This is a genomic window from Micromonospora sp. DT47 (assembly GCF_049844475.1).
GTDB lineage: Bacteria > Actinomycetota > Actinomycetes > Mycobacteriales > Micromonosporaceae > Micromonospora.
Genome location: NZ_JBNCLC010000003.1, coordinates 244091 through 257038 on the forward strand (window position 1 = coordinate 244091; position 12948 = coordinate 257038).

At 76.5% G+C, this 12948-nt stretch carries 13 protein-coding genes; 10 read left to right on the forward strand and 3 right to left on the reverse strand.

Going from position 1 to position 12948, the window contains the following annotated elements:
* Positions 1 to 61 precede the first annotated feature (61 nt).
* The 7 genes from ACLQ2U_RS06175 to ACLQ2U_RS06205 all read left to right on the forward strand — a co-directional run bounded on the left by ACLQ2U_RS06175 (position 62) and on the right by ACLQ2U_RS06205 (position 5792).
* On the forward strand, positions 62 to 313 hold the full coding sequence (locus ACLQ2U_RS06175) for a hypothetical protein (RefSeq protein WP_425749554.1): 252 nt from the start codon (positions 62 to 64) through the stop codon (positions 311 to 313).
* 215 nt (positions 314 to 528) lie between these two features.
* Positions 529 to 1017, forward strand: a complete 489-nt coding sequence (locus ACLQ2U_RS06180) for a YbaK/EbsC family protein (RefSeq protein ID WP_425749555.1) — start codon at positions 529 to 531, stop codon at positions 1015 to 1017.
* Positions 1014 to 1772, forward strand: coding sequence for a monooxygenase (locus ACLQ2U_RS06185; protein ID WP_425749556.1), 759 nt, complete (start codon positions 1014 to 1016; stop codon positions 1770 to 1772). The genes ACLQ2U_RS06180 and ACLQ2U_RS06185 overlap by 4 nt, the downstream gene beginning before the upstream one ends.
* A complete protein-coding gene (locus ACLQ2U_RS06190) occupies positions 1769 to 2356 on the forward strand; it encodes a GNAT family N-acetyltransferase (RefSeq protein ID WP_425749557.1) in 588 nt (195 codons plus the stop codon). The genes ACLQ2U_RS06185 and ACLQ2U_RS06190 overlap by 4 nt, the downstream gene beginning before the upstream one ends.
* Entirely contained in the window at positions 2353 to 3171 is an 819-nt protein-coding gene (locus ACLQ2U_RS06195; RefSeq protein ID WP_425749558.1) for a carotenoid biosynthesis protein, read from the forward strand. Before ACLQ2U_RS06190 ends, ACLQ2U_RS06195 begins: the two co-directional genes overlap by 4 nt.
* Positions 3168 to 4295, forward strand: a complete 1128-nt coding sequence (locus ACLQ2U_RS06200) for a glycosyltransferase (RefSeq protein ID WP_425749559.1) — start codon at positions 3168 to 3170, stop codon at positions 4293 to 4295. Before ACLQ2U_RS06195 ends, ACLQ2U_RS06200 begins: the two co-directional genes overlap by 4 nt.
* A gap of 12 nt (positions 4296 to 4307) precedes the next feature.
* Positions 4308 to 5792 (forward strand): phytoene desaturase family protein, encoded by a 1485-nt coding sequence (locus ACLQ2U_RS06205; RefSeq protein ID WP_425749560.1) that lies wholly within the window; start codon positions 4308 to 4310, stop codon positions 5790 to 5792.
* A gap of 121 nt (positions 5793 to 5913) precedes the next feature.
* Here the strand turns inward: ACLQ2U_RS06205 and ACLQ2U_RS06210 are convergent, their stop codons facing one another.
* Complete coding sequence (locus ACLQ2U_RS06210) at positions 5914 to 6600, reverse strand: CDP-alcohol phosphatidyltransferase family protein (RefSeq protein ID WP_425749561.1); 687 nt, start codon at positions 6598 to 6600, stop codon at positions 5914 to 5916.
* A 47-nt stretch (positions 6601 to 6647) separates the two neighbouring features.
* Entirely contained in the window at positions 6648 to 7565 is a 918-nt protein-coding gene (gene metF, locus ACLQ2U_RS06215; protein WP_425749562.1) for a methylenetetrahydrofolate reductase [NAD(P)H], read from the reverse strand.
* A 250-nt stretch (positions 7566 to 7815) separates the two neighbouring features.
* Between metF and ACLQ2U_RS06220 the strand changes: the two genes are divergently transcribed.
* Both ACLQ2U_RS06220 and ACLQ2U_RS06225 read left to right on the forward strand, forming a co-directional pair.
* Positions 7816 to 9222 (forward strand): helix-turn-helix domain-containing protein, encoded by a 1407-nt coding sequence (locus tag ACLQ2U_RS06220; protein WP_425749563.1) that lies wholly within the window; start codon positions 7816 to 7818, stop codon positions 9220 to 9222.
* Positions 9223 to 9231: 9 nt separating this feature from the next.
* A complete protein-coding gene (locus ACLQ2U_RS06225) occupies positions 9232 to 10314 on the forward strand; it encodes a polyprenyl synthetase family protein (protein ID WP_425749564.1) in 1083 nt (360 codons plus the stop codon).
* A 118-nt stretch (positions 10315 to 10432) separates the two neighbouring features.
* Here ACLQ2U_RS06225 and ACLQ2U_RS06230 read toward each other — a convergent pair whose 3' ends face one another.
* Entirely contained in the window at positions 10433 to 10822 is a 390-nt protein-coding gene (locus ACLQ2U_RS06230; protein ID WP_425749565.1) for an Rv2175c family DNA-binding protein, read from the reverse strand.
* Between the two features lie 142 nt (positions 10823 to 10964).
* Here ACLQ2U_RS06230 and pknB point away from each other — a divergent pair, with 142 nt between their 5' ends.
* Entirely contained in the window at positions 10965 to 12947 is a 1983-nt protein-coding gene (pknB, locus tag ACLQ2U_RS06235; protein ID WP_425749566.1) for a Stk1 family PASTA domain-containing Ser/Thr kinase, read from the forward strand.
* Position 12948: the final 1 nt, after the last annotated feature.

Below are 12948 nucleotides of genomic sequence, written 5' to 3' on the forward strand. Positions count from 1 at the left end.
AGGTAGGTCGTCCCCGCAGGGTGGAACCCATGACAGACCGACCTGCCGAAACGACCGTCGGATGAGCGCCACCGTCCTCGACCGACGCACCACGTACCGGCCACTGTCCACCGCGCCCGGCTGGTGGGCCGACGTCGCCGGCGGCGCGGCGGTGCTCAGCCTGCTGGTCGTCACCGCGCTCTGGACCGCCGACCGGGGAGTGCAGGAACTGCTGGGCGGGCTGGCCTCCGGCCTCACCTCCGCCGGCCGGCTCACCGGCCTGCTCAGCGCCGATCTGATGCTCATCCAGGTGTCGGGGCCCTGGACTGGTTGACCGCCCTGGACGGGTACGCGGCCCTGCTGGTGGACGCCGCCGGTCGGGTCCGGGCCACCCCGAACTGGCCCGGAACCCGACCGGCGGCTCAGACCCGCGCCGAATAGCCGACCCTGACCGCGGCCCCGCGGACCGGGGAAGACCCGGACGCCGGACCGGCGGGACACGGCGTGGCCGGCTGCGGCCGGCCGGGACGCACCGGGAGAATGACCGATATGCAGCCACACCCGAACGTGCAGGCGGTGCAGGACGCGCTCGACGCGGCGGACGCCCGGGACGGCTCCGGCGGGCCCAGCCGGGTCCGTCTGCTGCCCGAGGCGGTCCACACCGCGGCCGCGGCCGCCGAGGCGCTCGGCGTCGAGGTCGGCGCGATCGCCAACTCGCTGGTCTTCGAGGCCGACGGCGCACCGCTGCTGGTGCTGACCTCCGGCGCGCACCGGGTGGACACCGCCGGGCTGGCCGCCGGCATCGGGGTCACCCGGCTGCGCCGGGCCACCCCGGAGTTCGTCCGGGAGCACACCGGCCAGGTGATCGGCGGGGTCGCCCCGCTGGGCCACCCGCGCCCGCTGCGCACCCTGGTCGACACCGCGCTAGGGGGGTACGACGAGATCTGGGCGGCCGGTGGGGTGCCGCAGGCGGTCTTCCCCACCACGTACGCCGACCTGCTGCGGATCACCGCCGGCACCCCGGCCGAGGTGGCGTGAGCGCGCACCCCGAGGCGACCCGCGACACCGTCCCCGAGCTGGTCACCCTGCACGTGTGGCGGATCTCCCAGGCCGCGCTGCCCCGGGCGCTGACCCGGATGGCGCTCGACCCGCGCCGGCTGCGCGCCACCCCCGGCGCACGGTTCGGCAAGCTGCTCGGCACCGGGACCGGTACCGGCTTCGGGCCGGGCGACGCCGACCTGACCCGGTGGGCGGCGCTGACCGTCTGGGACTCCCCGGCCGCGGCCGACGGCTTCGACGACTCCCCGGTGGGCCGGGCCTGGGCTCGGATCGCCCGCTCGCGCGCCCGGGTCGACCTGCGCCCGGTGTCCAGCCGCGGCGAGTGGTCGGGGCGGCGCCCGTTCGGCGACCCGCCGGGCGGCCGGGTCGACGGGCCCGTGCTGGCACTGACCCGGGCCCGGCTGCGCCCCCGCCGGGCGGCCACCTTCTGGAGGGCGATCCCGCCGGTGGCCGCCGCGCTGCACGCCGCGCCCGGGCTGCTCGCCCGGTTCGGCGTCGGCGAGGCCCCGCTGGGCTGGCAGGGCACGGTCAGCGTGTGGCGGGACCCGACGGACCTGGTGGCGTTCGCGTACCGTCACCCGGAGCACCGCGCCGCGATCACCCGCACCCCCACTGAGGGGTGGTACGCGGAGGAGCTCTTCGCGCGGTTCGAGGTGCGCGGCGTGGTCGGCGACCGGACGGTGCTCGGGTGGGTCGCCGACGGCGACCCGGGAACGGTGAAGGGACACGCATGAGGTTGGTGCGCTGGACGCCGGACGATCTGGTCCGGCGGCTGGACGACGTGGTCGCCGTCTACGGGGAGGCGATGGGTTACCGCACCGACCTGCTGATGGCCCGGCGCGGCTACATCGCCAACCACGTGCGCCGCCCCGGGTTCCGCGCCGTCGCCAGCCTCACCACCGAGGGCCACCTGGCCGGCTTCGGGTACGGCTACCTGGGCGCCGCCGGGCAGTGGTGGCACGACCAGGTGCACCGGGCGCTGGCCCCGGAGGCCCGCCGGCGCTGGCTGACCGACTGCTTCGAGGTGGTCGAGCTGCACGTCCGGCCGCCCGCGCAGGGGCACGGCCTCGGCGCCCGCCAGCTGCACGCCCTGCTCAGCCTCGCCGAGGGGACGACCACCCTGCTCTCCACCCCGGAAGCCGACGAGCGGACCTCCCGGGCCTGGCGGCTGTACCGCCGGTTCGGCTTCGTCGACCTGCTGCGGCACTTCCACTTCCCCGGCGACGAGCGCCCCTTCGGCGTGCTCGGCCGGGACCTGCCGCTGGCCCCGCCCGGCCCGGGGGCGGCGCCCGCCGAACCCGGTCCGGCCGTGCGGTGATCCGGCAGCGGTTCTCCTGGGCGGTGCTGGCCGTCCTCGTCCTCGCCCAGATCTACTATCCCCTCACCACCGGCGGGACCCGGGCCCGGCTGACCGTCGCCACGGTCGTGCTGGGCTACCTGCTCGCGGTGGGCCACGCGCTGCTCAACCGCGGTCCGCGTACGGCGGCGGCGCTGGTCGCGGTGGCCACCGGCGGCGGCTTCGCCATCGAGGCGCTCGGGGTCGCCACCGGCTTCCCGTTCGGCAGCTACGACTACTCCGGCGAGCTGGGCCCGAAGCTGGCCGGGGTGCCGCTGATCATCCCGCTCGCCTGGACCTGGATGGCCTGGCCGGCCTGGCTGACCGCGGTCCGGCTCACCGGGTCCGTGCCGGGCCGGATCGCGCTGGCCGCCGTCGGGCTGGCCGCCTGGGACCTCTTCCTCGACCCGCAGATGGTGGCCGAGGGGTACTGGGTCTGGCGGGACGCCGACCCGGCCCTGCCCGGGCTGCCCGGCATCCCGGTCAGCAACTACCTGGGCTGGCTGCTCTTCGCGGTGCTGCTGATGAGCGCGCTGCGGCCGCTGGCCGGGCCGGCCGTCGCCCGGGTCGACGCGCGGGACGACCCGATGTTCGCGCTCTACCTCTGGACGTACTTCTCCAGCGTGCTGGCGCACGCGGTCTTCCTCGACCTGCCGGCCTCGGCGGTCTGGGGCGCGGCGGGCATGTCGGTGGCGGCGGTGCCGCTGGCGGTGACGCTCGTACGGGCCCATTGGCGCGGTGCCGAGCGGCGGGAGCCTGGCCGGTCCCGGCGCACCGGCGTCGACGCGACGGCATGACAGCGGTCCTCGCCCTGGTCGTCGCGGTCGCCGCGCTGACCGCGCACACCTGGGTCAACGCGGGCCGCTGGCTGCGCCGCCCCGCCGAGGGCCCGGTCGAGGTCGCCGAGCCGGTGGCGGTGCTGCTGCCGCTGCGCGACGAGGCCGCGCGGGTCACCCCGTGCCTACGGTCGCTGCTCGCCCAGCGTGGCGTACCCGGGTTGCGGATCGTGGTGCTCGACGACGGCTCGACCGACGGTACCGCCGACGTGGTCCGCGCGGTCACCGGGGACGATCCCCGGGTCACCCTGCTCACCGGGGTCGCCCCGCCGCCGGGCTGGCTGGGCAAGCCGCACGCCTGCCACCAGCTCGCCACCCGCGCCGATCCGGCGGCCACCGCGCTGGCCTTCGTCGACGCCGACGTGGTGCTCACCCCGTACGCGGTCGCGGCGGCGGTGACCGAGCTGCGCGCCGCCGGAGCGACGCTGCTCTCCCCGTACCCCCGGATCCTGGTGCGGACGGCGGCCGACCGGCTGGTCCAGCCGCTGCTGCAGTGGTTGTGGCTGACCTTCCTGCCGCTGCGCGCGATGGAGCGCTCGCCGCGACCGTCGCTGGCCGCGGCGGGCGGGCAGTTCCTGGTGGTGGACCGGGCCGGGTACGACCGGGCCGGCGGGCACGCCGCGGTGGCGGACAAGGTGCTGGAGGACATCGAGCTGGCCCGGGCGGTCAAGCGGTCCGGCGGCGGAATCGCGCTGGCCGACGGCTCCCGGCTGGCCGCCTGCCGGATGTACGACGACTGGCCGCAGCTGCGCGACGGCTACACCAAGTCGCTCTGGGCCTCCTTCGGCCACCCGAGCGCGGCGGCGACCGTGGTGACCCTGCTGCTCCTGCTCTACACCGTGCCCCCGCTGGTCGCCGGCGCGGCGCTGGCGGCGGGCGCGCCGGCGCTGGCCGCGCTCGCCGGGGTCGGCTACCTGCTCGGGGTCGCCGGGCGGGTGCTCAGCGCCCGGGCGACCGGCGGCCGGGCGTGGCCCGACGCGCTGGTGCACCCCGTGTCGGTCGTGGTCCTCGGTTGGCTGACCCTGCGGTCGTACCATCTGCGGAAGCGGCGCCGCCTGTCCTGGCGTGGTCGCCCGGTCAGCTAGGAGGGGCGCGGCATGGCGCGCATCGTGGTCATCGGCGCCGGCGTGGGCGGGCTGGCCACCGCCGCCCGGCTGGCCGTCACCGGACACCAGGTCACCGTCTTCGAGCGGGCGGAGACCGTCGGCGGCAAGCTCGGCCGGTACACCCACGACACCCCGGACGGGTCGTTCCACTTCGACACCGGGCCGAGCCTGCTCACCCTGCCCGAGGTCTTCCACGACCTGTTCGAGGCGACCGGGGCCAAGCTCGACGAGTACCTCGACCTGGTGCCGCTGGACCCGATCGTGCGGCACGTCTTCCTGGACGGCCCGACCCTGGACTCCTGCGCCGACCCGGACGAGTTCACCGCCCGGATCGGCGCCGCCCTCGGCGACCGGTCCGCCGCCGACTGGCAGCGGCTGTGGCGCCGGGCCGCCCGGGTCTGGGCGGCCTCGCACCGGGACATCCTGCGCCGCGCCGTCGACTCGCCCCGCGACCTGGCCGCGCTGGCCTGGCGACTGGGCGACCTGGCCGCGATCGGACCCGGCCGGACCCTGCGCGGGCTGGGCCGCAGCCACCTGTCCGACCCGCGGCTGCGGATGCTGCTCGACCGGTACGCCACCTACACCGGCGCCGACCCGCGCCGGGCCCCGGCCGCACTGGTCGCCGTCCCCTACGCGGAGCTGGCCTTCGGCGGCTGGTACCTGCGCGGCGGGCTGGGCACCCTGGCCGACGCGCTGCTGTGGCGCTGCCTGGACCTCGGCGTGGTGGTGCGGACCGACACCACGGTCACCCGGATCGACGCCGCGGGCGGCCGGGTGCACGGGGTACGCCTCGCCGGCGTGGCCGCCCCCGAACCGGCCGACGCGGTGGTGGCCAACGTGGACGCGCTCACCCTCTACCGGGACCTGCTGCCCAGCCCGCGCCGGCTGGCCGGGCTGACCGACCGCAGCCTGGCCGGCTTCGTGCTGCTGCTCGGGGTACGCGGCGACACCGGGCTGGCCCACCACAACGTCTTCTTCCCGCGCGACCACGACGCCGAGTTCGACGCGGTCTTCGGCGACCCGGGGCGCGGGGTACGGGCCCGCCCGGCGGTCGACCCGACCGTCTTCGTCACCGTCGCCGACGACCCGATGATCCGCCCGGCCGGGCACGAGGCGTGGTTCGTGCTGGTCAACGCCGCCCGGCACGGCACCGCCACCGGCGCCGTGGACTGGCGCCGGCCGGGGCTGGCCGAGGCGTACGCCGACCGGATCCTCGACGTGCTCGCCGAGCGGGGAGTGGACGTGCGGGACCGGCTGGTGTTCCGGGAGGTCCGTACCCCGGCCGACCTGGATGCCGCGACCGGCGCCCCGGGCGGGGCGATCTACGGCACCGCGGGTGGGCTGCTCCGCCCGGCCAACCGGGGCCCGGCCCACGGGCTGTGGCTGGTCGGCGGCTCCAGCCACCCCGGCGGCGGCCTGCCGATGGTGACCATGTCGGCGCAGATCGTCGCCGACGAGATCGGCCCCGCCTGGTGATCTCCGGCCTCTGATCCACTCCATTCCGGAGATGTGGCGGTGTCCGCCCGCCCGGGAACCGTGCCATTTCGGCGATCCGGTGTCGATCATGCCGGCCACGGGGAGGGCGCGGCCGTGGGCGTCAGCCGGCGTCGATCAGGGCGCGGCGCACGGTCGACAGGAGCTGGCCGAGGCCGAAACCGGCCAGCAGCACCCAGACGGCGGTGGCCATGGTGACGGTGCCGGCCGCCAGGTCCGGGTCGATCAGCCCGGTCAGCCCGGCCAGCAGCAGCCCGACCAGGGCCACGCAGACCCGGGTGGGCCGCTCCCCCACGGTCACCGCGCCGATCTCCCGCATCCCGGCGGCCACCGCGCGGGCCCGGACGAACTCGTGCAGCCAGGACAGCGCGCCCCCGGCGACCACCAGCGCCCCCGGCGCGCCGACCAGCCAGAAGGCGACCAGCCAGGCGATCTCGCCGAGCCGGTCGGCGACCGAGTCGTAGACGTAGCCGAGCCGGGTGGTCCGGTTGGTGGTCACCGCCACCGCGCCGTCGACGCTGTCGGCCACCGAGGCGAGCAGCACGAAGAGCGCCCCGACGATCGGCCCGGTCTCCGACCGGACGGCGAACAGCGGTACGCAGAAGCAGAGCAGCACCCCGGCCACGGTGACCGCGGTCGGGGCGACCCGGAGCCGACCGAGGACGTACCCGACGTGGTAGGCGGAGCGCAGCCAGGCGCGGACCACCGGCGCCGCGGCCCGCGGGTCGAAGCCGCCGTGCAGCCGCGCCCACGCGGTCGCGTAGTCGTCCCACTTCAGCTGGGTGCCCACCGTGGATCAACCGTCGCGGCCTGGTTCGGGTGTCGGGGTCGGGGTGTTCACACGCGTGCGTCGGCCCGCAGGCTGCGCCACACCTCGCGGGTCGCGGTGGACCGGTTGAGGGTGATGAAGTGGATCCCCGGGACCCCCTCGTCGAGCAGCCTCGCGCACATCTCGCTGGCCTGCTCGATGCCGAGCCGGCGGACCGCCTCCGGGTCGTCGGCGACCCGTTCGAAGCGCTCGGCCAGCGCGCGCGGGAACGGCGCGCCGGAGAGCTGCACGGACCGCTCGATGGTGCCGATCTGGGTGACCGGCATCACGCCGGCCAGGATCGGGGTGTCGCAGCCGGCGGCCGCCACCCGGTCGCGCAGCCGCAGGTAGTCGTCTGCGTCGAAGAACATCTGGGTGATCGCGAACTGGGCGCCGGCCCGGCACTTGCGGACGAAGTGCGCGGTGTCGCTGTCGACGTCGGGTGAGCGCGGGTGCTTGTAGGGGAAGGCGGCCACCCCGACGCTGAAGTCACCGGCTTCCCGGACCACGCGGACCAGGTCCTCGGCGTAGAGCACGCCCTCCGGGTGGCGGATCCACTCGCCGCCAGGGTCGCCCGGCGGGTCGCCCCGCACCGCCAGCACGTTGCGCACCCCGACGCCGGCCAGCCGGCCGATCACGTTGCGCAGCTCGGCGACGGAGTGGTTGACCGCGGTCAGGTGCGCCATCGGCAGGAGCGTGGTCTCGGTCGCGATCCGCTCGGTCACCGCGACGGTGGTGTCCCGGGTGGACCCGCCGGCGCCGTAGGTGATGGAGACGAACGAGGGCTGCAGCGGCTCCAGCTCCCGGATCGCCTGCCAGAGCAGCCGCTCGCCCTCCCGGGTCTTGGGCGGGAAGAACTCGAACGAGAAGGTCGGCTGGCGGTCACGGATGAGCTCCCCGATCGCCGGCTGCGGATTGGGGAGGATGGAGGGAAGACCGAGCGCCACCCCCCGACTCTAGCGGGCGACGCCCGTCGTACCCATGGTCTTCCCATCCGGCGATCGAGGATCGTCACCGGATCGCCGCACGGCGGGTCCGGCGGGTCGTCGTACCCCCGGGGTAGACAGGACCCAGCGCGGGTGGCGCCGGTCGTGGGCCGGCGCCCGGGGGCACGCGCGGGGGTCAGCACCGCCCAGCGGCGCGCCGTCCCGTCCTGCCGGACGGCCGGCGCCGCGCCGACGCCCGACCGGAGGACCGATGACCCCGCCCGACCCCCGCCTGCTCGGGCCGCTGATCGCCCAGCTGCGGCTGGCCCGTGGCTGGAGCCAGCAGCGGCTCGCCGCCGAGCTCTGCGCCGCCGCCGGCGTGCCGACCCTGACCCGGCACGAGATCTCCCGCTGGGAGCGCCAGGCGCGACTGCCGGGCGACCGCTGGCTGGGCCGGCTCGCCCCCGTCCTCGGCGTGCCGGCCGCGCTGCTGGCCGACGCCGCGGCGCGCAGCCGCCGGCCCGACGCGCCGGTCGGGCCCGCCGGGTCCCGGTCCCGGGCCGCCCTGCTGGCCCTGGCGCAGCGCTGGTCGGCGGATCCGTCCGCCCCGCTGCTCGTCGCGCCGGCGGCGGTGGACCGGTCGAGGCCGGCGGCGGACGCTCCGCCGGCCGGCGGGTGGGTCGCGGCCGGCCTGCCCGACGCCGACGCGCTGGCCCGGCTGCGCCGGCTCGACGACCTCGCCGGCGGGGCCGACCTGGCCCCGACCGGGGCGCACCGGCTGCGGCGGGCGGTCCGGGCGCTGTCCGGGGCGGGCCCGACCGGCCGCCGGCGGCTGCTGCCGGTGCTGGCCGAGACGGCCCAGCTCGCCGGCTGGCTGAGCGCGGACGCCGGTGACCTCGCCGGCGGGCTGGACGCCTACCGGCTGGGGCTGCGCGCCGCCGCTGCGGCCGGCGACCCGGCGTTCGCCGGGCACGTGCTCGGGTCGGCCAGCCACCTGCTGGCCGGCGCCGGCGACCCGGCCGGCGCACTGCTGCTGGCCCGCGCCGGGTACGCCGGCGCCCGGCGGTCGGCCAGCCCGGGCCTGCGGGCGCTGCTGCTGCACCGGGTGGCGTTGGCGGCCGCACTCGGCGGCCGGGCGGGGGCCGCCCGGCAGGCCCTCGACGCGGCCCGGCGCACCGCCGTGGCGCCGGGCGCCGAGCCGCCCTGGCTCTACTGGCTCGACGAGGCCGAGCTGGCCGCGATGACCGGCCGCACCCTGGTCGCGCTCGGCCGCCCCGGGTCGGCCGTGCCGCTGCTACGGGCCGTCGGGCACCGCGGCCGGCCCCGCAGCGCGGCGATCTACGGCGGCTGGCTGGCCCGGGGGCTGCTCCAGCTCGGCGAGGTGGAGCAGGCCTGCGCGGTGGCCGGGGACGCGCTGCTGGACGCGGTCCGTGCCGGGTCGGCGCGGGCCGCGACCCCGCTGGCCGAGCTGGAGCGGCGGCTGGCCGCGCACCGCACCGAGCCGGCGGTACGCCGCTACGCCGCGCTGCGCGCCGACGCCCGCCCGTTCCTGCCCCCGGCCGCCACCCCGCCGCGGGCGGCCCGGCCCGCCTCGGGCGGGGCACCCGGGGCGGCGACCACCCGGCCGGGCGCGACGCGCCGACCCGGTGGTGGGGCGCGACCAGCGGGGACCGGCTAGCGTCGTGGCGTGACCGACGCTGCTCCCGTCTCCCCCGTCGACCGTGCCGGCCTGCGCCAGCGGGTGGACAAGGCCCTGGCCGAGTTCCTGGCCAACCAGCGCACCTGGATGGCCGGCGTCGACGACGCCCTGGCGCCGGTCGCCGAGGCGATCGAGGCGTTCGTGCTCGGCGGCGGCAAGCGGCTGCGCCCGGCCTTCGCGTACTGGGGGTTCCGGGGCGCCGGCGGGGTGGACGCCGACCAGGTGGTGACCGCCCTGGCGGCCCTGGAGTTCGTGCAGGCCAGCGCCCTGATCCACGACGACCTGATGGACCGCTCGGACACCCGGCGCGGCGAGCCGGCCGTGCACCGGCGGTTCGCCGCCCGGCACCGGGCCGCCGGCTGGGGCGGTGACCCGGACGGGTTCGGCGATGCCGCCGCGATCCTCCTCGGCGACCTGTGCCTGGTCTGGTCGGACGAGCTGCTGCACTCCGCCGGGCTGGATCCGCGGACGGTGGCCCGGGCCCGGCCGGTCTTCGACGAGATGCGCACCGAGGTCACCGTCGGGCAGTACCTCGACGTGCTGACCCAGGTCACCGGGGACACCTCGGTGGAGCGGGCCAGCAAGGTGGCCCGCTACAAGTCGGCGAAGTACACCGTCGAGCGGCCGTTGCTGCTCGGCGCCGCGCTGGCCGACGCGCCGGCGGACGTCCGGACGGCGTACTCGGCGTACGGGCTGCCGCTGGGCGAGGCGTTCCAGCTCCGCGACGACGTGCTGGGGGTCTTCGGCGATCCGGCGCAGACCGGCAAGCCGGCCGGCGACGACCTGCGCGAGGGCAAGCGCACCTATCTGGTGGCGGCGGCCGTCGAGGCGACCGACGACGCCGGCCGGGAGCTGCTGCTCGGCCGGCTGGGCGATCCGGAGCTGGACGAGGCCGGGGTGGCCCGGCTGCGGGAGCTGATCAGCGGCAGCGGCGCGCTGGCCCGTACCGAGCAGCGGATCGTCACCCTCACCGACACCGCCCTGGCCGCGCTGACCACCGTCGACCTCGACACCGAGGCCCGCCAGGCGCTGGTCGACCTGGCGATCGCCGCCACTCGCCGCGCCGACTGACCACCCCGACCAACCGACCACGCACTTTTACGGAAAGAGTGGCCATCCGGCCGAGAATGGTCACTCTTTCCGTGAAACTGGCCCCCTCCGGGTGGATGGGGTGGGTGGGTGGAGTGGGTCAGAAGCCGAGGGCCTGGGCGCGGCGCTTGACCTCGCGGGCATGGTCGCCGCCGAGGGTGACCGCCGCGGTGCCGCCGGTCAGGGTGTCGTCGGGCTGGTAGAGCCAGCGCAGGGCGGCCTCGTCGTCGTAGCCGGCGTCGGCCAGCAGGTTCAGCACGCCGGGCAGGTGCTTGAGCGCCGTCTTGTTGGCCACCAGGTCGGCAGGGATGCGCCGTACGCCGTCGCGGCGGACGGCGATCAGCTCGCGGTCCCGGATCATCTGGTGGATCTTGCTGATCGACAGGTCAAGCCGCTCGGCCACGTCGGGCAGGGTCAGCCAGTCGGCCGGGTCGGTCGGGCCGGCGAGGTCGGCGCCGGGCGCCTGGTCGGCGGGTACGGAATCGGTCACCCGACCACCCTGCCATGTCGCCCCGGCCCGGGCGCACCGGACCCCGGGTGGCCTGCGCGAGCGCGGCGGGGCCACCCGGATTCGACCCCGCCTGTAGCATCCTGTTCATCCTTCACCCTCCGGACACATAGACTGCCTGCCGATGGACACACAGGTCGCCGACACGTTGCTGGGCTCGCTGCTCGACGGGCGCTACCGCATTCGCGGTCGCGTCGCCCGTGGCGGCATGGCGACCGTGTACACCGCCACCGACGAGCGCCTGGAGCGCACCGTGGCGGTCAAGATCATTCACCCGACCCAGGTGCCCGAGACGCGGACCCGGCTGGCCGGCTTCGTGGACCGGTTCACCGACGAGGCCAAAACCATCGCCCGGTTGACCCACCCGAACGTGGTGGCGGTCTACGACCAGGGCACCCACGGCGGGCTGCCCTACCTGGTGATGGAGTACGTCCGGGGTCGCACCCTGCGCGACGTGCTGGCCGAGCGGCGCCGGCTCAACCCGGACGAGGCGCTCGCGATCATGGAGCAGATGCTCGCCGCGATCGGCGCCGCCCACCGGGCCGGGCTGGTCCACCGGGACGTCAAGCCGGAGAACGTGCTGGTCGCCGAGGCGCCCACCGGCGGCGCGGCCAACCTGGTCGACAGCGTGGTGAAGGTGGCCGACTTCGGGCTGGCCCGCGCCGTCGAGGCCAGCGCCGACGAGGCCGACGGCAACCAGCTGATGGCCACCGTGGCGTACGTGGCGCCCGAGCTGGTCACCGACGGGCACGCGGACCCGCGAACGGACGTCTACTCGGCCGGCATCGTGCTGTTCGAGATGCTCACCGGCCGGGTCCCGTACGACGGCGACCGGCCGGTGGACGTGGCCTGGCAGCACGTCGATCGCGACGTACCGGCCCCGTCGACCCTGGTGCCCGGCCTGCCCCGGGCCCTCGACGACCTGGTCCAGCGGGCCACCCGGCGTGATCCGGGCGCCCGGCCGGCCGACGCCGGTGCCCTGCTGGCCGAGGTGCAGGTGACCCGGGACGACCTGGGCAACCCGAACACGCACACCTCGGTGCTGGGCCGGGTCACCGACGACGCCTCGGCGGTGTCCCAGCCGACCATGGTGGTGGCGGCGGTCCGGCCGGCCGAGCGGCCGGCGTGGGCCCGGCTCCCCGAGGGGCAGCCGCAGCGACCGCACCGGCGCCGGGCCGCCCAGGGCGGCGACCCGGGGGCCCGGCTGGCCGAGCTGCGCCACCGGGTGATGGGCAACCCCCGGGGTCGGCTCTCGGTGGCCGCCGCGGTGGTGGTGCTCGGCCTGCTCGCCGCGATGGGCGGCTGGTGGGTCGGGGTGGGCCGCTACACGGTCGCGCCGCAGCTGGTGAACCTGAGCAAGGCCGAGGCGCAGACGCAGGCGGACCGCGCCGGTTTCACCCTCGCCTACGCCCCGCCCCGGTACGACGAGAAGGTCCCCCGGGACGGCGTCGTCGCGCAGGACCCGAGCTCGGCGGCGAAGATCCTCAAGGGCGGCACCATCACGCTCACCCTGTCGCTGGGCCCCGAGCGGTTCCCGCTGCCGGACATGGTGGGCAAGGAGTTCGAGCTGGCCGAGGCGGAGCTGACGGGCGCGAAGCTGACGGTGGCCAAGGGCGCCGCCCGCTACGACGACAACCTGCCGGCCGGGGTGGTGGTGGCGACCAACCCGAAGGCGGGCGCCGAGGTGAAGCCGGGCGCGCGGATCACCGTCATCCTGAGCAAGGGCCGGGCGCCGATCTCGGTGCCGAACCTGGTCGGCAAGAACGTCAACGAGGCGCGGGCGACGCTGGCGCAGCTCGAGCTGGTGCCGGTGGAGACGTACAAGGACTCGGACAAGCCGAAGGACGAGATCCTCGGGCAGAGCCCGGCCGACGGCACCGGGGTCGAGAAGGGCGCCCAGGTCAAGCTCGATGTCAGCAAGGGTCCGGCCCCGGTGGTGGTCCCCCGGGTGGTCGACCTGCCCTGCCCGCAGGCCCAGCAGCAGCTGCAGGGCCTCGGCTTCCCGGTGACCGTGCAGTTCAACCCGAACGGCATCGTCCGCTTCCAGAACCCGGGCGAGAACGCGCCGGTGCCCCCGGGCACGCCGGTGACCATCGGGTGCCTGTGAC

What these genes read in the sequence shown, in the direction of transcription:
- ACLQ2U_RS06175 (WP_425749554.1), top strand. Translation starts at nt 62, where the DNA reads ATGAGCGCCACCGTCCTCGACCGACGCACCACGTACCGGCCACTGTCC.
- ACLQ2U_RS06180 (WP_425749555.1), top strand. Translation starts at nt 529, where the DNA reads ATGCAGCCACACCCGAACGTGCAGGCGGTGCAGGACGCGCTCGACGCG.
- ACLQ2U_RS06190 (WP_425749557.1), top strand. Translation starts at nt 1,769, where the DNA reads ATGAGGTTGGTGCGCTGGACGCCGGACGATCTGGTCCGGCGGCTGGAC.
- ACLQ2U_RS06200 (WP_425749559.1), top strand. Translation starts at nt 3,168, where the DNA reads ATGACAGCGGTCCTCGCCCTGGTCGTCGCGGTCGCCGCGCTGACCGCG.
- ACLQ2U_RS06205 (WP_425749560.1), top strand. Translation starts at nt 4,308, where the DNA reads ATGGCGCGCATCGTGGTCATCGGCGCCGGCGTGGGCGGGCTGGCCACC.
- ACLQ2U_RS06220 (WP_425749563.1), top strand. Translation starts at nt 7,816, where the DNA reads ATGACCCCGCCCGACCCCCGCCTGCTCGGGCCGCTGATCGCCCAGCTG.
- pknB (WP_425749566.1), top strand. Translation starts at nt 10,965, where the DNA reads ATGGACACACAGGTCGCCGACACGTTGCTGGGCTCGCTGCTCGACGGG.